The organism is Furfurilactobacillus sp. WILCCON 0119, assembly GCF_053471565.1.
The window spans coordinates 215357-234887 of the sequence record NZ_JBPCCV010000001.1 but is presented as its reverse complement, the minus strand read 5'-3'; the positions used below and the strand labels follow the sequence as shown (position 1 = coordinate 234887).

Annotated in this window: 26 protein-coding genes; 1 reads left to right on the top strand and 25 read right to left on the bottom strand. The window is 49.0% G+C overall.

Features of this window, described 5'->3' with window-relative positions:
* Positions 1-3: 3 nt before the first annotated feature.
* The 25 genes from ACRYI5_RS01315 to ACRYI5_RS01195 all read right to left on the bottom strand — a co-directional run bounded on the left by ACRYI5_RS01315 (position 4) and on the right by ACRYI5_RS01195 (position 18931).
* On the bottom strand, positions 4-588 hold the full coding sequence (locus ACRYI5_RS01315) for a hypothetical protein (protein ID WP_448223999.1): 585 nt from the start codon (positions 586-588) through the stop codon (positions 4-6).
* Positions 588-1742, bottom strand: a complete 1155-nt coding sequence (locus ACRYI5_RS01310; RefSeq protein WP_448223998.1) for a baseplate J/gp47 family protein — start codon at positions 1740-1742, stop codon at positions 588-590. The genes ACRYI5_RS01315 and ACRYI5_RS01310 overlap by 1 nt, the downstream gene beginning before the upstream one ends.
* Positions 1735-2097 carry a hypothetical protein gene (locus ACRYI5_RS01305; protein WP_448223997.1) on the bottom strand — a complete coding sequence of 121 codons (363 nt, stop codon included), beginning with the start codon at positions 2095-2097 and terminating at the stop codon, positions 1735-1737. The genes ACRYI5_RS01310 and ACRYI5_RS01305 overlap by 8 nt, the downstream gene beginning before the upstream one ends.
* Positions 2097-2435, bottom strand: a complete 339-nt coding sequence (locus ACRYI5_RS01300; protein WP_448223996.1) for a hypothetical protein — start codon at positions 2433-2435, stop codon at positions 2097-2099. The genes ACRYI5_RS01305 and ACRYI5_RS01300 overlap by 1 nt, the downstream gene beginning before the upstream one ends.
* Positions 2432-3253 (bottom strand): phage protein, encoded by an 822-nt coding sequence (locus tag ACRYI5_RS01295; protein WP_448223995.1) that lies wholly within the window; start codon positions 3251-3253, stop codon positions 2432-2434. The genes ACRYI5_RS01300 and ACRYI5_RS01295 overlap by 4 nt, the downstream gene beginning before the upstream one ends.
* Complete coding sequence (locus ACRYI5_RS01290) at positions 3250-3630, bottom strand: phage baseplate plug family protein (protein ID WP_448223994.1); 381 nt, start codon at positions 3628-3630, stop codon at positions 3250-3252. The genes ACRYI5_RS01295 and ACRYI5_RS01290 overlap by 4 nt, the downstream gene beginning before the upstream one ends.
* A 16-nt stretch (positions 3631-3646) precedes the next feature.
* On the bottom strand, positions 3647-4228 hold the full coding sequence (locus ACRYI5_RS01285; protein ID WP_448223993.1) for a phage baseplate protein: 582 nt from the start codon (positions 4226-4228) through the stop codon (positions 3647-3649).
* A complete protein-coding gene (locus tag ACRYI5_RS01280) occupies positions 4228-8151 on the bottom strand; it encodes a hypothetical protein (RefSeq protein WP_448223992.1) in 3924 nt (1307 codons plus the stop codon). Before ACRYI5_RS01280 ends, ACRYI5_RS01285 begins: the two co-directional genes overlap by 1 nt.
* A 68-nt stretch (positions 8152-8219) precedes the next feature.
* Positions 8220-8489, bottom strand: a complete 270-nt coding sequence (locus tag ACRYI5_RS01275) for a hypothetical protein (RefSeq protein ID WP_448223991.1) — start codon at positions 8487-8489, stop codon at positions 8220-8222.
* The gene (locus tag ACRYI5_RS01270) at positions 8446-8808 is read right to left on the bottom strand and encodes a hypothetical protein (protein WP_448223990.1); all 363 of its coding nucleotides are present in this window, start codon (positions 8806-8808) and stop codon (positions 8446-8448) included. The genes ACRYI5_RS01275 and ACRYI5_RS01270 overlap by 44 nt, the downstream gene beginning before the upstream one ends.
* A 33-nt stretch (positions 8809-8841) precedes the next feature.
* Entirely contained in the window at positions 8842-9240 is a 399-nt protein-coding gene (locus ACRYI5_RS01265) for a hypothetical protein (RefSeq protein ID WP_448223989.1), read from the bottom strand.
* Between the two features lie 18 nt (positions 9241-9258).
* Positions 9259-10275 carry a DUF3383 family protein gene (locus ACRYI5_RS01260; protein WP_448223988.1) on the bottom strand — a complete coding sequence of 339 codons (1017 nt, stop codon included), beginning with the start codon at positions 10273-10275 and terminating at the stop codon, positions 9259-9261.
* 3 nt (positions 10276-10278) lie between these two features.
* Positions 10279-10791, bottom strand: a complete 513-nt coding sequence (locus tag ACRYI5_RS01255; protein ID WP_448223987.1) for a phage neck terminator protein — start codon at positions 10789-10791, stop codon at positions 10279-10281.
* Complete coding sequence (locus tag ACRYI5_RS01250) at positions 10781-11164, bottom strand: hypothetical protein (protein WP_448223986.1); 384 nt, start codon at positions 11162-11164, stop codon at positions 10781-10783. The genes ACRYI5_RS01255 and ACRYI5_RS01250 overlap by 11 nt, the downstream gene beginning before the upstream one ends.
* Positions 11161-11652, bottom strand: coding sequence for a hypothetical protein (locus ACRYI5_RS01245; RefSeq protein ID WP_448223985.1), 492 nt, complete (start codon positions 11650-11652; stop codon positions 11161-11163). The genes ACRYI5_RS01250 and ACRYI5_RS01245 overlap by 4 nt, the downstream gene beginning before the upstream one ends.
* Positions 11649-11987, bottom strand: coding sequence for a LysM peptidoglycan-binding domain-containing protein (locus tag ACRYI5_RS01240; protein WP_448223984.1), 339 nt, complete (start codon positions 11985-11987; stop codon positions 11649-11651). Before ACRYI5_RS01240 ends, ACRYI5_RS01245 begins: the two co-directional genes overlap by 4 nt.
* A gap of 19 nt (positions 11988-12006) precedes the next feature.
* The gene (locus ACRYI5_RS01235; RefSeq protein WP_448223983.1) at positions 12007-12375 is read right to left on the bottom strand and encodes a hypothetical protein; all 369 of its coding nucleotides are present in this window, start codon (positions 12373-12375) and stop codon (positions 12007-12009) included.
* The gene (locus tag ACRYI5_RS01230) at positions 12375-13385 is read right to left on the bottom strand and encodes a major capsid protein (RefSeq protein ID WP_448223982.1); all 1011 of its coding nucleotides are present in this window, start codon (positions 13383-13385) and stop codon (positions 12375-12377) included. Before ACRYI5_RS01230 ends, ACRYI5_RS01235 begins: the two co-directional genes overlap by 1 nt.
* Before the next feature lie 23 nt (positions 13386-13408).
* The gene (locus tag ACRYI5_RS01225; RefSeq protein WP_448223981.1) at positions 13409-13738 is read right to left on the bottom strand and encodes a hypothetical protein; all 330 of its coding nucleotides are present in this window, start codon (positions 13736-13738) and stop codon (positions 13409-13411) included.
* A 12-nt stretch (positions 13739-13750) separates the two neighbouring features.
* The gene (locus tag ACRYI5_RS01220) at positions 13751-14410 is read right to left on the bottom strand and encodes a DUF4355 domain-containing protein (protein ID WP_448223980.1); all 660 of its coding nucleotides are present in this window, start codon (positions 14408-14410) and stop codon (positions 13751-13753) included.
* A gap of 154 nt (positions 14411-14564) precedes the next feature.
* The gene (locus ACRYI5_RS01215; protein WP_448223979.1) at positions 14565-16025 is read right to left on the bottom strand and encodes a phage portal protein; all 1461 of its coding nucleotides are present in this window, start codon (positions 16023-16025) and stop codon (positions 14565-14567) included.
* A complete protein-coding gene (locus ACRYI5_RS01210) occupies positions 16022-17290 on the bottom strand; it encodes a PBSX family phage terminase large subunit (RefSeq protein WP_448223978.1) in 1269 nt (422 codons plus the stop codon). The genes ACRYI5_RS01215 and ACRYI5_RS01210 overlap by 4 nt, the downstream gene beginning before the upstream one ends.
* A complete protein-coding gene (locus ACRYI5_RS01205; RefSeq protein ID WP_448223977.1) occupies positions 17271-18020 on the bottom strand; it encodes a terminase small subunit in 750 nt (249 codons plus the stop codon). The genes ACRYI5_RS01210 and ACRYI5_RS01205 overlap by 20 nt, the downstream gene beginning before the upstream one ends.
* Positions 18021-18029: 9 nt before the next feature.
* Positions 18030-18227 (bottom strand): hypothetical protein, encoded by a 198-nt coding sequence (locus tag ACRYI5_RS01200; RefSeq protein WP_407878184.1) that lies wholly within the window; start codon positions 18225-18227, stop codon positions 18030-18032.
* Between the two features lie 188 nt (positions 18228-18415).
* On the bottom strand, positions 18416-18931 hold the full coding sequence (locus tag ACRYI5_RS01195) for an ArpU family phage packaging/lysis transcriptional regulator (RefSeq protein ID WP_407878183.1): 516 nt from the start codon (positions 18929-18931) through the stop codon (positions 18416-18418).
* 233 nt (positions 18932-19164) lie between these two features.
* On the opposite strand from ACRYI5_RS01195, the gene ACRYI5_RS01190 reads away from it, so the two are divergent.
* Complete coding sequence (locus ACRYI5_RS01190) at positions 19165-19524, top strand: helix-turn-helix domain-containing protein (RefSeq protein WP_407878182.1); 360 nt, start codon at positions 19165-19167, stop codon at positions 19522-19524.
* The last annotated feature ends 7 nt before the right edge of the window (positions 19525-19531 follow it).

Genomic DNA, 19531 nt, shown 5'->3' with positions numbered 1-19531 from the left:
AATTCACGCTCCTTTTTGACTCGTTTTAATATCGTAGATCATTTGGTGACTAGCAGCCCCAACAACCACGCTCATTCCGTGACTAATATCCACAAAGGTGATGTCGTTGATCCGCACCCCTAACGCCACAGCCTCCTGAACCCGGCGAATAATATACCGCTTTTCAAAATCACTGCTGACCCATGATAACGGGAGGTTTTGAATCGAAATGCTCAACACCTGCCCATCAGCATCCCGATTATTGACTAGCTGAATCTGTTCCGGCGTTACATCAAGTGAGCCCGCAATAATGTTAATAATGTCGTTGGCAGTCCCCTTTGAACGAGCCACGGCAATTTTTGATTTAATCATGAACCGGTAAAACCGGTCGTCGGCCTCACCTCGATATTCGTCATAGTTGGTTCCGATTGCGTCAAGTGCTTCGCCCTTTGCCTCGTCGATACTTAGCCACTGGGCCATCGTTTCTAACCCCAGCGTGACATCACCCATCATGTTTGCCACCAGCTGCATCAACCGATAATTATTGGTCTCCGGTGCCATTGGAACTGCCCCTTTAGGAACCTGCTCGGCCCAATCAAAAATGCTCATTAGGCAGGCACCTCCGTCACGGTGACGTTGGTTGCATTAAACGTCGCGATTTCGTTTGTTGCCACCGCAACGTTTTGAGCCGCCAATTGATCCGCACTGGTACCGAGCTTGATTGTGGCGTCAACCACTCCGGGCACATTATCATAGATAAATTTATACAGTCGTGTGTAAACCACCGCATCCCCCATCGTTAGCTGTGCCAAATAGGCCGCCACTTGGTTTTGAATCTGGGCGACGCCATCAGGTGGAAAGGCTTCATTAACGGTGACCGTCAATGCCGCAAATAGCGGCTTCTCCGTGGCGTAATCAAAGGCAATCGTTTGGTTATGCTGGCTTGCGTCAAGCACCGTTCGACGTTCACCACCGACCGTTTCCACACCAAACGCCAAGTTATTAAAAATGGCGGTCGCGATGGCCTGGGCCTGCCCACCTAATACATAAAAATGCACCGTGTGTGGCGGATTGCCCTGATTGTCGATAACGTCGCCGTTATTAGCGATCACTTTCACAGCTCGCACCCCGTTAACAGCTTGAACGCTACTGATCAACCCGTTTGCCGTCGCGTTGTTGACCCCTTTGGCAGCGTTCAATAACCGGTACCGGTAGTCCACATCAGTTTCTAAATTGGCGCCACCCGCCGCAGCCTGTTCGTTGGTGATTGCTGTGATATTGGCATTTGGCTGAACGGCAGCTGTGATCGTGTGGGCAGCCACGTTATACGCTTTACCCTGCGCGACCGAATAACACGCAACGGTCCCATTCCCATCATCATTAAGCGTGACGTCAACCGTTGTCATAAAGGCTTGTCCAGCCGCCGTTTTAAACTGACTTACTGCTGGAATCATGGTCCCAGGTGTTCCGGTTAACGTTAGATTGACGTATGCAATGGATGCTGGTAAACGTGTGAGACCATAATTACTACCAAGGCGGTCTAAATTAACGCCAGTTGCCTTACTTACAAACGCCGCATTGTAGACATCCTCAGCCAAATTGTGATTCTGATAGGCCAGCCAGGCCATCATCCGGGCCAAGATGCCAAACCGTCCCGTCGCTGTCACGTCAATGTCAGCGCCAAAGACTTCCTGCATCTTGTCAATCACGGTCTGTAACAGTTCATCATACGTAGGCTTTGTAAACCCGTGTTCATCAATCATTTAGCACCCCACTAACTTCAATGCTTGTTCCATCCTGCTTTTGAAAAACAACGGCCATGCTTAGTGCCCGGGTAACCGGGTTCAGCGTGGCCGTTGTTAACGTGACATCACTTATTTGTGGTTCTTGGGTCAGCACGGCCGTTTTAATGACTGAGGCTACAGCCGCTTGATCTAACCGACCCCCAAACACACTGAACAAATCCGTCCCCGCGGTTTCATCGAGTGGATCACTGCCGCGCTGACTCTTGATAATGGTCCAGACATGTTGCCGCAGTTCCTCATCGTCTGTCACTAAAGCAATGTCATTTCCCACAATTAAGTCGCCGTTCTCATCGACGGCTAAATCCTGTGCCATTAAATCACCCCCATAATTACGGCGTCATTTAAACTGTGCGAACGACCACCCGCTAACGGATACGCACGATTGGTCCCGTCAAACGCATCCGTGTTGCGATCCAAAAAGAGCACCACGACAACGTCATCAACCGCTAAGTCAGTGCGCAACGAGTGCTCGATCCAGGCGTTCAGTAACACTCCACGCTGTTTACCATTTTCCTTTTGGGCCAGCGGTGCCACATCGGCCCGACGACCGTTGACCTGTAACACCCGTGCCAATTGCGCCACGTTTAGCTGTCGCGACGTATTTGTGAGCAATAGTTGATAAAAGGCATCGACATTCCCCCGTTTACTCATTCCAAAACCTCCAATGTGCTTTTGGCCTCCGTACCATCAAATGTGTGTTCACCACTGATCACACGAAAGGTGCCGTTCACGTGGCGACTCTTTAAGTTAATGATGGCCGCTGTCGTTAGACGATGATTAAAAATGCTGTCAAAACTGTAACCCTTCCAGTCGTAATCTTCCTCACGGGTTGGCATTGTTAATAACCCACTATCCGTATTGAGATCAAACGCGTCAAAATCCCCAACCTTCATGTTCATAATGACCAGCTGACCGTTTCGATACATTAGTTTAGAACCGGTATACTCCGCGACTTCCTGTAACACGTCAATTGGCTTCCCCGAGGCTGAATAACCTTCTGCATAACTTGGCTCGTTAGTGAGACTGATAATTTGAAGGTTGATCCCTGCTTGCTGCGCCACCTGCGCTAAAATCGTCCGGGCACTGGTCCCAGCGGCAAACGTCGTGTCGATGTCGAGCTTGCCCCACTGTGAATTTTCATCGCCGTAGTCGGTGCCCTCCTGCATAATGATCGAAAATTTTTCGTCGCCACCATCTTGTAACGCTGGCGCCACGTGGGTAATCGTTCCCTTCGTCAATAGCCCCACGTCACCGGTAAAGCCGGCTTGTAAACGGACAGCCTGCCCCGTGGCCACGCGGTTCATGGTGCTTGGTGATAAATTATAGATATCAATCGTTGTTTCCATTGGTGTCGGTTGATCATCAAAATCGGATGTAAACTGAATTTCAAACTCGGGGTACGTTAACGTTAGCGTATCCGTGGCCGTATCGACCTCTAGGCGAATGTGAAAGCCAAACTGTTGACTCATGGTGCCACCTCCACAAAGTCATGGATAAATGCTGCATCCGGATCTCCTGGATCATACGCTAACGTATCCAAATAAATGAAAACCGTCTTGCCAAAGTTTTCTGGCGTGATTGTCGTTTCATGACCGGCCTCATCAAGGGGAACCAGCGTGATTGCTGGCAGCCGTTCATCGATGACTTCATTAAATAGTGGCTGATTTAACACCAATTTTTCACCCAGGACAAGCGGGTTCATTGACACGTCATACAAATCAATCGTGTAAAAATGACCGGTTTCGTTATGGGTCAGCGCTAAATAGTAATCAAGCTGACCAAACGTTGTCCGTAAAATGCTTGGGGCTTGCGCTGCTTGAAACGCTAATGCCTTACGCAATGACATATGCCCACCTCCTTTATTATTTCACGCGGGCGCGGGCGCCAATTGGGATAATCCGGTCAGGCCAATGGTTCCAGTCCCGCAGTGTTTGGATGGCAGTCCCATATTGACACCACCAGCCCCAATAGGTATTTCCCGGTTGAACCGTCACGTAGGTCCCCGGTCCTTGTGCCGCCGGCTGAACACCAAGATTCTGTCGTTTTGTCCAGGATGATTTGGGCAAACGAACCTCAATCAAACTAATTGAAAACCCTAACGCATTTTGTTGCCCATCTTTCCGTGTCTTTGTCACGTTGCTAATTAAACAGTTATAAACCGTCCACACTCCATGAATATCAACCAACGTGCCGGCCTGCGCCCAGTACATCAATTGAATGTATTTTGCATCGGCTTCGGTCAGATTATCTCCGACAACAAGCCCTGAAAAGTCCAGTTGCTTATGATCCTCTTGCACGTGGTTTGCCATGGGTGCACCGTTTTCCACGGGGTACTGGGCCACATTCATGGCCACTTCCTCTTTTCCTTCATCCTGAGGGAACACTTCAATCGTTTTCCCCTCGGCCTGAAACCATAAATGTTCACCATAGTTAATCCCATCCATTAAGCTAACGCCTCCCCGTTCTTTGCCAGCAAGTTGCGGAACGTATCTTCCAACACTTTGTTAATCATCGGTTCCAGTTGGCCCATTAATTGTTTAGCCGTTCCAGCGTCGGCGTTACCATTGATCACAATATCGCCGAACTTCACAACCGGTGAAAACGTCACTTTCGCACTGGTCTTCACTGGCGTTGCATCAGTTTTGTTCGTTAGTGCGGCCAGAGCCGTTTTAGCCCCCTTAGTCCCACTGGCGTAGCGCATCACATTGCCACCAAACTTCTTTTTAGTTGAAATCGCGTCAAGAACTTGCGCACCACGTGGCAACATTGTTAGGAAGTTACGGATCTTCGGGAACAGGCCCACTGTACCGTCTGGCATCATAAAGGCTTCTCGAAAATCAGCACCATGACCATCATTGACAAGCGCCATTCCGCCTTGATGACCACCATTTGCTGGCGTGCCGTTTGCATAATGAGCAAATGCCATCGCCGCTCCGGGTGTTCCCGTAGCCAGCTTTGAAGCACCTTTACCACTTACATTGGCCGTAATTGTCACCGACTTAGAGTGCACCGCATTAATCGCCGACGCCAGGGCCTGCACGGCACCGGTCCCATTAACAGCAGCGGCAACCTTGACCGTCTTCGCATGCAACTTATTGATGGCCGCTGTTAAACTGGCGACTTCTGATTTACCGCTAACGTTCGCTTTTGCCGTGACTGATTTAGAGTGCACCCGGTTTAAAGCTGAGCTTAGTGACTTAACGCTCCCGGTTCCGCTAGCCTTCGCCTTCGCACTAACGGATTTACTCTTTAATCGACGAATCGCTGATGCCAATGACTTAACGTTTCCCGAACCAGTGGCTCGAGCCCGGACACTAACAGATTTTCCTTTCATCCGGCTAACGGATTTTTGAAGTGTTTTAACCGTGTTAGCGCCCGTTGCCTTGACCTTCACCTTGACGTTTTTACTCTTGATTTTCGTCAGGGCTTTTTGAAGTGGGCTCACACTCTTAGCGGCCGATTTTCCGGCTGTTCCAACCTTTTTCAATGCACTAGCGGCCTTCGAAGCCCCACTTTTGGCCGCACTCGCCAACTTATTAAACGAGGATTTACCCACATTATTCAGCGGTTTCAAACTTGATTTCACACTTTGAGTAAGCTTTTTACCACCGGATTTAGCGGCCGTCGTGGCCTTCTTCATCCCGGATTGAACGCTCTTCGCTAGCTTCGTAAAGGCTGACTTTCCGGCAGAATCCAAGGGCTTTAAGCCAGATTTCATCCCTTTGGTCATCGACTTGGTGCTCGATTTGATCGCCTTGTTGGCGCTCTTCATTCCACTAGTAATGGCCTTACCCATTTTCTTAAAGGTGCTCTGGGCATTCTTATTCATCCCCGAAAAAGCTGACTTCTGGGACTTAGCCATCGACTTTAGTTCACTTTTTTGACCTTTACTTTGAGAAGCAAGCGCCTTTTTAAGATTGCTTCCCTGCTTTTTCATCGCCTTAACGGTATCGGTTGCAGCCTTCTTCTGTGCCTTAACCGCAGCCTTGCCGGCCTTTTCAGCACTTTTCCCATGCCCTTTGTAGGCGTCATTAGCAGCTTTTTTTATCTCCCGACCGGCTGCCTTCGCGGACTTCTTTTCACTGGCATGGGCCTTTTGTGCCGCTTTTAAAGATCTTGCGCTCTCTTTAATTTTGCTCTTAGAAGCGTCTTTGCCAGCCTTTTTAATTTCTTGACCAATTTTTTTTGCAGCTTTGGCTTCTTTACCATGAGCCTTTTCTGCTTCACGGCCAGAAGACTTGGCCGCTTTGGCACGCGCTTTATACGCCCCCTTACCGGACTTGCTTATCTGCCGGTCACTTGCTTTAGCAGCTTTTGATCCACTGGTCACCTTTTTTCGTTTAGCGCTAGTTGAATGATTATTCTTACTCTCAGAATTGCTATTACGATGACTGGTACCATTCTTACCGTCATTCTTACTGTTGGAACCCTTACCGCCTTTTTTATTTTGATACTTTTTCCCAGTATCGTTTTTATACTGCTTGTTGGCCTTATCGACGCCCTTTGATGCGTTTTTATAATCCTTACTCTTTAGGGCCTCTTTTTTGGCATTAGCTTCCATCTGTTTTTTAGATAAATGCTTCCCCTTAACAGTGGCGTAGCCATCCATACCAGCAGGGACAACCGTATCCTTATTGGCGGCCTTTTGATTCTTCATGGCCTTGTTGTAAGCCTTACTATAGGCGCTATTCTTTTTGGACTTAGCCGACTTAACACTATTACGGTCTTCTTTTTCGATGCCCTTTTGCATCTGCTTTTGGTACTTATCAATACCGGCACCATCGCCATCTTGTAGCGCCTGCTCGTAATTATCCTTCGCCAACTGGACATTTTTAGAGGTCGATTTTCCCGCGCGTTTATCAGTTTTGTAATAGCCCTTGGCCTTCTTAGCCGTCATCCCCTGAAAGCTTGCTTGCATGGCGGCCGTTGTTTGTTGCTCGTCAAACTCAGCCGCTGCGCTGGCCTGCGCATTCGCGACCTTTTGGCCATGTGTAAGCTGCGGTTTCTTCGGCTTTGGTTTTGAACCACCAAACTTACCACCGAGCCATTCACCCGCTTTACCCCCGAGCCAAGAACCCGCCATCCCGCCAACGGCGGTCCCAACCGGTCCTAAGGCTGATCCAGCAATTGAACCAAGGGTTGCGCCAACACCACTACCGATATCTTTTCCGACACCTTTATGTCGCGCTAACGATCCCGCTTTAGTCTTGCTCAACGTGTCCAAAACATCGACGCCAGTTAGCGCTGCGTTTAAAATGGGGGTTCCCTTCTTTAACAGCCCCATGCCTTTACCAAGTGCACCACCAGAAAAACGTTCCGAAGCACCAGCTAATTTTGTACTAAACTTCATGATGCCGTTTCCGGCAGCACCACGTACACCACTATGTTCAGATAATTGCGCGCCCGTATCAAACATTCGGGTTAACCCATCGGCCGCCACTACCCGGCCACTTTTGACCATCGTGCCACTACCAATGGCACCACGTCCCGCGATTTGCCCCATACTTTGGGAATCCCGAATCGTTTGCATCAATTCATGGGCATCCGCCGTCTGCTGAATGATGCTTTTGGCTGAATCCGCCCAACTTGGCCCTGCTGGCGTTCTAGACTGTGACGGCCGTGATTGAATGACTTGGTTGGGTTGCGGTTTACGCCCTGTGTTTAACACCGTGGCGACCGACCCACCAACGTAGTTAAACCTACTTGGTGCCTGCTTTTTTGCGCCAGTGCCAGCACTGGCAATTGCTGACTGAGCGGCCGCCAACTGACCAATGACCTGGCTACCAACGGCACCGACCTTTTGCAGGCCTGCACTGACGGCGCCTAAGCGACTCTCCGTATTTCCAGCGGTGGCGTTAATGCTACTCAGTGCCCATGTCATTTGGGTCAACCCAGCTGTATTAACACTGGCAACCGTTGCCTGCACTTGCGGTGCCCGGCTTACCTGGCCGGATCCACTCTGTTGCGATCGTGTTGACACGGTTGCGGCGTTCTTTGCCACCCGCGCGTACGCGTCGGCCAGTTTATTAACACCACTAATCTGTCGATCGACCGCTTGAATTGCACCCTGTGTTTGTCGTTTGATTGCAGCGAGTGCGCCATCGACCCGGGCCAACGAGGCCGTGATTCTCGTGCTACCTAACGCATTTGTTAACTTATCGGCAGCGCGAACGGCCCGCTCAAGACCAACCGCAAGATTAGCGGATGACGAATTGCTGGCACGATGTTCGAGTCTTGTTAAGGCATCGTCTAATCGTTTTGCACCGTCGATCGACTGGTTAAACCGGGACTCTAACTGCTGCAATCCTTCTAATCCTGCCACCTCAACCGCAAATGTTGCTGCTGTTTTTCTAATCTCTCCTGACACGGCCTCTCCCCCTCAGTCATTTTATGTATGGGTGCTGAAATTACAGCACCCGTTACAAAAAGGCGCCGCTAAGCTAGCGACGCCCCCTTTTCTAACCATGTTTGCTGTTGGCTAACGTTAACCAACGCTTGACGCACCGCATCTGGTTCTAAACGCTGCATGCCAATGTATTCCATCACATCACGATTGCGACACGTTGCCCACACAAAGTCCTCGTGAGTAAATGTCAACAAGCCCAACAAGTAGGGCATCCACCGACCGTACGCCGCTGCAATCGTCCGCTCAATGGCCTCGTTACTCGGCAGACCGGTCGAGCTTTGTGAAAAGAAACGTATCAACGCGGTCCATCACCGTCATAAAGCCGGCGTGCGCGTCAAACCAGTCAAAGTCGACGCCTTTAGGGGCCACAATAACCTGCTCCATTAACGCTTTTCGGTAGGTGTAAGAATCAATCATCCCTTCACCCGCCAGTTGTGCCTGGGCTAAGATACGCTGGGCCGCTTCCGTTCCCGGGAATTGAAGCGTGTACTTAGTGATCGTTTTGTTCGTTTCTTCCACCTCAAAGTGGTCCTGTGCGCCAAAGACAGACACTAATTCCGTTGGCTTCTTTGTCGTCTTGGTTGCCCGTGTTTTCGTTGTTGTCGTTTCTTCTGTCATAATTTTGTTCTCCCTTTAAATTTAATCGAAGTCTTACTTTGCCACGTGCTTATAATCTAAACACTTCACCTGGAATTCACGGACGGGGGCACCACCCGTAATTGCCGTTGATGGTGACCGCATCAGTGTTGCCTTTGTTGCGGAAATTGTTTCTTCTGCTGTATCCAACACAAACGGGAAGACCTTCTTGCTGTTCCACAACGTCATCATCTTCTTGTATGATGGCGTCCCGGGCAGAATTCGTAGCGTCGCCGTTCCTGTCCCATTATGTTGCTTAACTAAAAATGCGTTGCCCATGATGTCCTGATCTGCCTGAACGTCATCGGCGTCTTTTTGGGCCGTTACGGGATCGCCCGTTGAAAAGTCCATAATTTGGAAGTTGTCCACCGTAACAACCGTGGACGCAACGTCAAATACATTTACATCTGCCATCTATCTAATCTCCCCTTTTTATTGTCCGTCAACAATTGTGCCGTGAACCGTTACCGTGTGAATGGCGTGAGCCCGGTTGTACGTAAACGTTAATCCCCCATACTCACGCTTAAGCAGTTGGGCCGCCGTTTCGTTTGCACGACTAGCCGCCGTAACCACGTACGCCCCATTCCCCGTGGCATCGTCTTGTTCGATGATGCCATTTCGGTAGGCCGTTTCCAGCACCAGTTCAACTTGGGACCGCAACACTGAAATCCCCGTTTGATCATAGGCGATTTTGGCGTTAGCAATCATCGCATTTTGTAATGCACTCACAACCGTGGACCGCACCCAATCATCACCGTGAAGCGCATCAATAAAGTCACCGGACTGCGTCACACCCTCAGTTGTTGAGGCAACACCGGCCCGGGTCACATACATGTTGGCGTGAACCTTATTTGCGGCAAGATAGTCACTGTATAGCACCGCGTCATTTGGCTGAATGCCGACAAGTCCATGCCGGAACTTCCACGTTGTGCTCCCAACCACCAGATTAGCTGTATTCCCAATCACGGCCCCGTCTAGGCGACCAAGTTTGGCTGGATGAACATACGTGACCGTCCGGGAATTGCCCCCAAAATCAGGAAATTTATCCGTTGTTTCAAGTTGGAAGACTGCAAATTTATATTGTTGTGATTCAATCAAATTAGACAAAATCAACGCATCTGCATCATTGTAAGTGGCTAACAACGCAAAGTGCCAGTCCTCAAAGAAGTACGTCGTCGCTTCCGCTGCCAAGTCAACGTACGTCACCACATCAACGTGCGTTGGTGCATTTGCTTGGGCAAAAATTGCTTCCGCCAACTGATAGGTTGGTGTTGTCGCATCAAAATCAGCCATCATTTCGTCTAGGGCTGAATACTTCTTAAACGCCGGTTTGGCAGTTGGCGCCTCTGCCTTAACAAAAATCGCCGGGATCCCAAGCCCTTCGATAGCAGTCGGCTTCGAAACGGTTAGAACAACGTTTACATCTGTAATTTGTGGTAATAATGACATATGCTAATCTCCTTCAGATTGTTTAGTGGTCGTAAATTTGGTTTCATTAGTTGCATTGGTTAAGCCGATGGTTTCAATGGCCGGCGTGTTGTCGTTTAGCACGTCAGGCACGCGGAGACGGACATCAAACCCACCGCGGCGGTCATACCCGATTGAATAGGCGTTATCCCGTTGCTCATAGTCATAAACATCAACAAGATAAATTGCTTGTTGACTTAGGGCAAACCGCGTCTCATGGTCACGAAACCATGCCTGAAGCTGACCCACAACCGTCAGCGTTTCATACAAATCAGAACTGTGAACCGTTAGGCTGACCACAATGTCAAACTGGGTTGGTCGCCCAATCACCGGTGCCATGATGTCTAATCGTGGTTGCAAAAACTGCGCCGTTACATACGGAAACGCTGGCGGCGTTCCGGTGTCATCAGCAATAATGACGTCACAACCAACGCCTGCTTTGATGCCATTAATCAGCACGTCCATAAATGCGCCGTAATCAAACGCGTTAATTGCCATAGCCAGTCAACCCCTTTAAGTAGTAGATTGTTACGTCTGAATAACCCTGCCAGTCATCTGAATCAACGACCTCATACCGTTTTGCATTAATTGTCGCAACTGAGCCGAGCGGGATGGCGTCATGTGTTGAATACCAGACCCAGTCAGCCTGTTCCAGCTGCCCACCGTCAGTGAATTCCATCCCCGATGAATGACCACTTGTTGACGGACTCCCCCCTTGGGCAAACGGCATCACCGGTTCATTGATCACTTCTGGTTCCGTTAACCCACCAGTCACCGTTTGCCCGTGAACGTGGGTTGAGTGCTGCATTCGTTCCAATGTAAACGAAACGGCAAATGTTTCTAACAGCGCCGTAGCAACTAGTTTTTTCATCGCGTCACCTCGTAGGTCACCGCATTTTTCAAACCACCAGTATTGATCAGCGGGCTTCCGCCTTGCTTATTGGCAATGGTCAACGGTGCGTTTTGTGGACTCTGAATTGTGGTCATTTTTTCCTGAATGTCACGTTGCATTTGTTGCCCAATTTTGGTGCTAAACCCAGTTGCTGAATTTTTAGCAACCGCCTCATTCAGCGCGTCAATCGCCATGTTTGTCCACGAAGCACTCTGCGCCAGCACGGTGGCACGGATAAACGAGCGGGCCGGGATTGTCACCTGGCGCAACTTACGATAGGTGCCATCTTTCATTGGCACCCACAAAAACCCGGTTGGATTATGCGCGACAATGGTTGCCCCATATTCCTGAACAGCAGCAATCGTTCCAAGTTTGCCCTCATCCAATACGCCCGCCTGGATGGTCGTTCCACTGATCTGTTGCAACGTAGTGATTGCGTCAACAATGTGATCATCATCAACAATCATTGCATGACCCATAGTTTCAACGTTTGCCCCACTCGTGGTGAACTTAAAAAGTTGTTCCAGCGGCGGATGTTGGCCACCGAACACCCAAACTGAAGAAATAGACCAAACATTGAATCATTTTCTGTATAGGTATAACTCATTTCAGTCAGCCGCAGTGGTTGCGCAACCGTCGTTACCGGACTGGCAGCCACAGTGCTTGCCAGTGAACCAGCTTGTGATTTTGCATCAGGTGCCCCGCTAGCGGCTTGACTAACTGCCACAGAGACATCCGGTTCAATCGTTGTTTTGTCCACACCGGCATCCGTTTCAGTCACTTTTTCTGAATCATTATTCATTTAACGACTCCTTTCCTGCTTAAATAAATTGCCCACTATTATCTCCGCGACCGGTTGTCAGTTCATTGAGCACACTCTGGTACTCTTTAATGAACGGATCGTCGTACGTTGCCGCCGTGCGGTCATAAAGACCATAATCGCGTTCGATGGGGCCCACTTTTTCCGTTGTCACGCCAGCCATGGCACCACTTGTGGCCTGTTTACAAACCATCACTAAGTGGGCCGCATACAGCCGCGCCAGTGAGGCTTGCATCGGTCCAGGCACGCGGTCGATAATGACCCGCTGGGAGGCATCCATAATCAGCTGGGTTAACAAATCCGCTGATAATTCAGTGGCATCGCCCACCAGTAATTTCACCTGCTCGATGCTTGTCAACACGGTCGTCATTATAAGACCTGTGCTTGGAAAATATTGTCGCGTTGAGCCAACGTTGGCATCATCATGGCTGACGCCTTGATGGTTGCTTCAATTGGATCATGTGTTTCTTCATAGGCATCCACCATGACGTTTCCAATTTGTGAAGCCGTTACATCACCGGCAGCCACAGCACGTGATTCTTCTGGTGTCACACCGTACACCGTTTCACCAACAACGCCGTCCGCGAACATGGCAAAATCGCCATCCGCAATAAATGGTGTTGTCACGTGTTTGCCCGCCTTGGTGACATCACGGTACTTCGCCTTATTGGCACGTAATACCGGCAACCCGTTTGCTTCCATAAACGTATCCAAGTCGCTTTGCATGAGCATCCGCCCGCTTGCATTGCCAAAAACTGCCGCAATCACTAGCGGATGTTGGCGGACCTGTGCAAGTGCTTTAGTGCTCATCACGGCCCGCGTTGGCGTCACGTCCAGCTGATCAGCCCAGCTTTCGATCACTTCAATTGGGTTGACCTTCGCGTCTGAAAAATCGGCCTTTCCCTGATGGGCCTTATTGATCTTATAATCGACGGAATAAGCGTTCCCATCTGCCCCCGTCAACGCCAGTTTGCCGTGCATTAACGCCTGCATTCGCATCAATTCTGCGCTTGCTTCGATGGAGGCCAACAAGTTCCCCAAGTCGTTATACACATTGTTCTTAATGTAATTTTGTTCCTCAACGCTCCGCGGGTTGTTTAGGACCAACAAGTCGTTTTCGTTAAGCACCATCTTTCGTTTCACAAAGAATGGCTCCGTGCTGCTAATTTCACCAGAACGGCTCCCCATTTCCGCCTCCGTATCCAGCGCGTGAACGTGCGCAATGGTTGGCACAAACGTTCCGTTCGTCAGCATCTTAATGTCATTTGAACGGACCTTTCTGTTTGGAAAAAGTTGGCTTCCTAAGTACGCTGGGGTTTGAACTGCGTTGGTGTAATCCAGCACGTCATGCGCCGGAAATAAATCGGTCATTGTCGCCATTAATGAACACTCCTCTTCTATGTTTAGTTACTTGCGGGTGTGGTTGCTGCCGGAACGCCGGCTTCTTCGCCACGGAAATGAATCCCACTGCCAATCAGTGCCAAGCGATCCGTATCACTCAGTGAAACGGGTAACCGCTCGGCGTACACCCAGCCTTCGTACATCACGGCAACGGGTTGCGGTTCTGTTGCGTCAGTTAAGGTGACGTCGTTGACCACTAACCCCACTGTCTTGCCGTTTTTTTGAAACGGTTGCCCAGAAACTAGGTTGATTGTCGCCTGTTCCGTAAAGTTTTGATAATGTGCTGAAGCTAACCAATTTGGTGCTTCAAACGTTTGTGTTTGAACTGCCATCACGATCTCCTCCTAATGTTTAACTGCAAAAAAGTCCGTTGCGACCGCCTGACCCTGCCGGTTCGTTCGGTCAGCAATCTGTTTCCCAAAAGACGCTGTGTTGCCGCCATGCTTCGTGCTAACGGGCTGCTGACTCGGCGTTTTTCCTCGCAACTTATCCGCCACCTGTGCTGTGACGAGTTCATCAACAGCCTGAACCAACGCTGAAATGGCCGTGTTGGTCTCATCAGCATCCTTTCGAACAACGACGTCAAGCAAGGCCGGCGTGGCGGCCAACCCCTTATCGGTCAGAATCGCTGCGGCCGTTTTTTCTAACTCATTGCGATTTTGCTTAGCTGTCAACCGATTATTCTCGGCCCGTAATTGGTCGCGTTCGTATTCAATTTTTTCAACCTGGTCCATCCCAGCTAGCTTCTTCGCCTCCGTTTGGGCTGACTGATACTTTTCAACGGCCACCTTTGCCGCTGAACTAGAAGCCCGGGAAAGCCGTTCCTCAAATTGCTGTGGTGTCATTGAAACCATTGATTGAGGACGATCACTCGCACCCGCGGATTTCATGGGGCCGCTGCCAGTTGCTTCAGTGGCTTCTGACGGACCATTCGCATCACCAGTTGCCTCGGCAAAGAACTGCAAATTCATCGGCAATGTCACTGCTAGATCATTGATCTTCATGTTAAAACCTCCCGCGTTTTACGGCCGCCGCCCACTTTTTTTTGGTCTTGGTTGACCCGAAATAACTCATGCGGCGTTTAATGACATCAGCACGGTTCGGTCAAATTTTGGGGACAAAAAAGCGCCTAGGTTTTGGTTTCCTACGCGCGTTTCCTTATTCTGTTAAGTTGCCGGTGTCATCACTTCCTGGCTTCATAACCATCTGCGCCTGTTCTTGTTCGTTACGAACTTTAGCTAATTCCGCCGCCGGATCTTCAATAAAGCTAAACAGGGACAACGCCGTCTCTTTTGATAACAAGCCAGCTTCAATCACGGGAACGAGACTCACCAGCGCTGTTGCCTCATCCGTCAAACTGTGTGGAACTGTCTTAATAAACTTGATTCGCAGGTTGGTCACCAGTTCATCGAACCCATTAAAGCGCAGTAATGCCCCATACAGACGCATCAATGATTCCGTAAACTTTGCTGCCTTTGCGTCCGCCTTGTTGGTCATCGGCAATAACTTGTGATCGAGTGATTTCCCACTCGCTGCATTCGTAAAATCCTGATCATCAATGTTGACTACCCCGGTGGTTTGATAGAGATAATCAACTAACCGACTTAATAAATTTTCCTGCGTTTGGTCATTACTAGGCTTCTCCAAAAACTTCACTTCTGCTGGTCGATCTGCCGGACTGTTTCCCTTAAACACCCGGTTATCCTTCAAATTATGCAAATCATCATCCGCAATGTTGAAGTTAATAATTTCAAGCATGGAATCGCCAAAGTAGCTGACATCATTAGCCTTCTCCGAAATAGCAAGGTCGATCCCGTCAATCACCGGTAACGCCGCTTCGTACAAGCCCATTCGCTCATCATCAGCATTAAACTCGATCATGGGAACAATGCCATAACTGATTGGCACGGGCTCAAATCCAAGTGACTCTTCATCATTGATCTGGAAGCTTGCAACATCAAATTGCTCAACGATTCCATCAGCCGTCATGACATCCACGATGTATGTTTGCGTTTGTGGATTCATCCGGACGAGCCGAACGGCGTACAGTGGTGTGCGGTCAATGTTCATGGAATAAATCACAAATCCGTCTTCACCGCGTAACGACGCCAAGTGTGTTTGACTGTCCGGTCCTTGATATAAGTAGGCGTACGCCCGCCCAACAATGGACGTTTCTTTCGCAAGTTGAAAAATTGTTTGTGGAACATCGTTTAGTTTATTAAACGTGGCCAGAAATTTATCCGCTGTCACAACGTCCTGTTGATCGTCAACCGTTGGCACAACGTCAACCTTGACTGGCGTTCCGGCAAAGTAACCATCAAACGTATCCACCAACTTTTTGGGGAAGTTGATCGGTAATTTGTTGTTCGGTTTCCATGCCGCCTTACCGCGGACATTACGAATTTTGTCGTGGTCACCTTTATAGTAGCGCCGTAACTTTGCATTTTGTCTCATGACCGTGTGCTGGTGCTCTTGCAAGAAGAATGCCAGATCAGCAGCCGTCAAGACATGCGGTTGACCGTCAGCATTCGTTTCAGTGACCAAAAAAGTGCCATTGTCGTCGATCGTCGCCGTTCCACTATTGCTATACGTGTTTCCACCGTAAGTAAATTGACTCAAAATCGGCCTCCTAGGTTTGTTATTTTTAACGTGCCGTTATCGTTCATCACATCATTCATGGCGTAACGAACTGCGTCAATAGCGTGGTTATCCCGATCAGGATAGCCCGCCTTAAAGTTTCCGTTCACGTCACGATCTAGTTCGTAACCACTAAATTCACGGGCGGCATTTGGGCACATCAGCGGATCAATCACGATTTTGGTCAAATCGGCCAACCATTTGGTTCCATGTTCAACGGAACCTGGCCCCTTCTTTGCCCCCGTAATTTTCAACCCTAGTTCATTGAATTCATTAATTGTCCGGGGTTCGGCGGCATCACCAATAATGGGATCATTCATTTCATTTAGTGATTCAATCGCTGCGACCGCTTGGCGATTGGTCATCCCAACCTGGTACACTTCGTTCAATAGATACAGGATCCGGTGCTTTTTATCATAATGTGTCACAACAAACGCCAACGGATCATGGGCAAAGCCGAAATCAAGGCCAAACGTGTAGCGGTCAAACACCACTCGCTCTGCCAATGTCACCTCACGTTGCTCTAAATTCCCGAAGACCTCGGCGCCCGTCCCGGTGACCTCACCTAAATACTCATGGCGATAGGCCTTTTCGTTGTCTCGTTTCAGTTGCGCTGCATCCGCAATAAACTTATTACCGAGCCATTCTGGATTAACCGTCAAATAAGTCGTTGCACTCACCAGTGTATCTGCACGTCGTTTTGCCTGTTCAACAGCCTGGTTCACCCAGTTATTTTGCGATTCCGGTGGGTTATAACTATAAAACGTTATGATGTCCGTCCCACCACGATCCAATGACTGGTTGATGCTACGCAACTCGCGCATGCCGCGAAATTCGGTGACCTCTTCGTACTGTTTAAACTTCATATAACCGTGGCGAAATTTTTGTGACTTAATTTTCTCTGGTTTATCGGCACCCTTAAACCGAATCTGCTGCCCTGTCGGAACGTACGTCAATTGCATTGGGCTCATCGACGCTTTCCACAGCGCGGACACACCTAAACAATCAATTGCCCAAAGATACTGATCAAACGATGACTCACGAATTGTGCCGTACACCTTTCGTAACACCACCGCGTTTGCGTCGCGATCATTCATAATGCCCAACACAATTTCTAAGGAAATGACGGATGATTTGGTTGATCCCCGGCCACCCTTCAGCCAATAATCAAGGTGGGCGTGTTGCCGTAAGTCATCGTGCAGCCGGTAGAAAGATGGCGCCACAAGCTCACTCAGTTTCTTCATCATCGTTAACTCCCATTTGTTCGGCATGAATGTCGTCAACAATAATTGGTTGTGGTTGTGCTGATGCTGTTGGCTCCAGGTGTTTAAGAAGTTCAAACAGTGCCCGTTGCTTATCAGCTAACTCCACAACCACACTGTCTTTGCCCACCTTGACGGATTTAAGCAGGGACGTGTCAACATCTGCCTGATCCTTCAAATAGACATAAGAGTGTTTTGTCGCCGCATTGCCGTCACGTTTTGTTGTGGCCGCCTCTTCACGAGTCGCAAACTCAATGTAATCGCCGAGATCAGCAAACGCCTGCCGCTTTAGTTCATGCAACACATCTTCGGCTGTTAACGCCTCCGCTTCCTGGCGAATTTGCTTTAACCGTTTCAATTCCGCCGTGATTTTTGGATTGGTCAACAGCCGCGATCCGCTTGCCATCGCCGTCTTGTAACCCACGTTGTATGCCTGTTGATACGCTTTGGTTGCGTTAAACGACTGTAAATAGTGAAGGCAAAATAACTTTTGCTTATCATTAAGGGTGCCATTATCCGCAACGTCAGCAACGATTTTTTCCGTCGTGGCCTGCGGTTGCTGCGCTGAAACGTGCTCAGTGCGCGCCCACCCATGACGATATTTCCACGACCGCACTGTGTTCACAGCCACGCCATACTTTTGAGCAATTGCCGGATAGGTCATTCCTGCCTGGTAATCTTGTTCGGCCAGCTCAAATTGCTTCTTATCAGCCATTACATATTCTTATGCCCCCTGCTCATTTTTTAACGGATCATTGCGTGTCGCAGTTTGTGAACGGTCCTTAGCAATCGTGCGGCGTTGTTCTTCATTTGAACAAGGTTGTTGATGCCGCTTTTTTTGAAGCCATCCTTCCAAATCAGCACAAATGGCTGCCTCAGTTAAACTGACATATCCGTACGCCGTTTTGATCATTTGACTCATGATTAATCACCTCCTCGTTGCTCGTGTCCCAATCACCTTTTTGAACAAATGAAAACGACCAACTTTCCGCATGGAAAATCAGTCGTTTCGCCTAAATTGAAGTTTGGGGCCAGGGACGCTTCTTTGTTGTTTTGGTACGATACCAATATAACGCCCTTTTTCCCTAGAAACCGATGAACCTGCGACGGTCAACCGACGATTGAACGACGATCCTCATACGCTAGCAAACTGGGATAACCAGCATGGCACTCCCTCCGCGTCCGTTCAAAGTAATCCGCAAATTGGAGGTAGGCTTCCCGTTTCTTCACCCGGTACTGGGACTCCTCGTAACCGCTGTGGGTCATTATGTACGTCTGTGACTGGTGTAGCACATAGGTTCCAATTAACATCGTCCGCATGGTGGGATCACATTGTTTAATGGCCTCAACTGTCGCCAAAACGATCCGACCCGCATTGACCAGGTGCCCGTCTGCTTCCTCGTCCAATTGTTCTAACCGATCTAACAACGCCTTCTCTGCACCATTTTGGTTTGACTGGCCCTTTGGCATGCCATCAAAGACGGGGGATCGCAAACTTTCCTTTAATTGCCAACCACTCATTCGCTGAAATCGTGGTAACTTATGCGTAAAGAAATCACGGGCGTTTTTAATGGTTTGTTTATCGTCGATTTCTGGGTACATGTCGTCAACTTCCTGATCGTTCATCTTTTTAAAGACCTCCGTTTTAGTCTCGGATACATTTTGTATCAAAAATATTTAAAAAATTTTCTCCGTCATTCTATTTTTGAATGAGCTTGCTGTTAATTAACAATGATTAGCATAACTGATACTTTTTGTATCGTCAACTAAAATCAGATACAAAAAGTATCTACACTTGAAACTGGTACATTTTGTATCTATACTGAGTTCATAAACTATCAGACGTTAGGAGTTACACTATGCTTGGTGATCGAATCAAAGCCCTTCGCAATGAACAGCAGAAGACCCAAAACCAAGTTGCCGCGGATTTAGCCATTAGCCGGGCGACCTATTCTCACATTGAGAATAACCGTAATGAACCAGACACCAGCACCCTCGTGAAAATTGCGCAGTACTTTAACGTGACCGTCGACTACCTGCTGAACAATCATCAAACACCCGCGTGGGCTGATGAGCAGGATCGGCAAGATCTCGCAGAATTCCTCTCCTCTAATGAAGGATCAATGACCTATGAAGGTGATGATTTAACGGAGGATGAACAAGCACAATTACGCGTGGCGATGGAAACAATCTTCTGGAAGCGCCATAAACACAACTAGGGGCTGA

Coding starts and splice junctions, on each gene's coding strand:
- ACRYI5_RS01300 (WP_448223996.1), bottom strand. CDS start 2,435: ATGAGTAAACGGGGGAATGTCGATGCCTTTTATCAACTATTGCTCACA.
- ACRYI5_RS01260 (WP_448223988.1), bottom strand. CDS start 10,275: ATGTCATTATTACCACAAATTACAGATGTAAACGTTGTTCTAACCGTT.
- ACRYI5_RS01305 (WP_448223997.1), bottom strand. CDS start 2,097: ATGGCACAGGATTTAGCCGTCGATGAGAACGGCGACTTAATTGTGGGA.
- ACRYI5_RS01210 (WP_448223978.1), bottom strand. CDS start 17,290: ATGATGAAGAAACTGAGTGAGCTTGTGGCGCCATCTTTCTACCGGCTG.
- ACRYI5_RS01245 (WP_448223985.1), bottom strand. CDS start 11,652: ATGATTGTTGATGATGATCACATTGTTGACGCAATCACTACGTTGCAA.
- ACRYI5_RS01220 (WP_448223980.1), bottom strand. CDS start 14,410: ATGAAGATCAATGATCTAGCAGTGACATTGCCGATGAATTTGCAGTTC.
- ACRYI5_RS01225 (WP_448223981.1), bottom strand. CDS start 13,738: ATGGCAGTTCAAACACAAACGTTTGAAGCACCAAATTGGTTAGCTTCA.
- ACRYI5_RS01295 (WP_448223995.1), bottom strand. CDS start 3,253: ATGAGTCAACAGTTTGGCTTTCACATTCGCCTAGAGGTCGATACGGCC.
- ACRYI5_RS01270 (WP_448223990.1), bottom strand. CDS start 8,808: ATGACAGAAGAAACGACAACAACGAAAACACGGGCAACCAAGACGACA.
- ACRYI5_RS01290 (WP_448223994.1), bottom strand. CDS start 3,630: ATGTCATTGCGTAAGGCATTAGCGTTTCAAGCAGCGCAAGCCCCAAGC.
- ACRYI5_RS01255 (WP_448223987.1), bottom strand. CDS start 10,791: ATGGCAATTAACGCGTTTGATTACGGCGCATTTATGGACGTGCTGATT.
- ACRYI5_RS01195 (WP_407878183.1), bottom strand. CDS start 18,931: ATGAACGATCAGGAAGTTGACGACATGTACCCAGAAATCGACGATAAA.
- ACRYI5_RS01205 (WP_448223977.1), bottom strand. CDS start 18,020: ATGGCTGATAAGAAGCAATTTGAGCTGGCCGAACAAGATTACCAGGCA.
- ACRYI5_RS01315 (WP_448223999.1), bottom strand. CDS start 588: ATGAGCATTTTTGATTGGGCCGAGCAGGTTCCTAAAGGGGCAGTTCCA.
- ACRYI5_RS01310 (WP_448223998.1), bottom strand. CDS start 1,742: ATGATTGATGAACACGGGTTTACAAAGCCTACGTATGATGAACTGTTA.
- ACRYI5_RS01240 (WP_448223984.1), bottom strand. CDS start 11,987: ATGAATAATGATTCAGAAAAAGTGACTGAAACGGATGCCGGTGTGGAC.
- ACRYI5_RS01285 (WP_448223993.1), bottom strand. CDS start 4,228: ATGGATGGGATTAACTATGGTGAACATTTATGGTTTCAGGCCGAGGGG.
- ACRYI5_RS01230 (WP_448223982.1), bottom strand. CDS start 13,385: ATGGCGACAATGACCGATTTATTTCCGGCGCATGACGTGCTGGATTAC.
- ACRYI5_RS01265 (WP_448223989.1), bottom strand. CDS start 9,240: ATGGCAGATGTAAATGTATTTGACGTTGCGTCCACGGTTGTTACGGTG.
- ACRYI5_RS01200 (WP_407878184.1), bottom strand. CDS start 18,227: ATGAGTCAAATGATCAAAACGGCGTACGGATATGTCAGTTTAACTGAG.
- ACRYI5_RS01235 (WP_448223983.1), bottom strand. CDS start 12,375: ATGACGACCGTGTTGACAAGCATCGAGCAGGTGAAATTACTGGTGGGC.
- ACRYI5_RS01250 (WP_448223986.1), bottom strand. CDS start 11,164: ATGAAAAAACTAGTTGCTACGGCGCTGTTAGAAACATTTGCCGTTTCG.
- ACRYI5_RS01190 (WP_407878182.1), top strand. CDS start 19,165: ATGCTTGGTGATCGAATCAAAGCCCTTCGCAATGAACAGCAGAAGACC.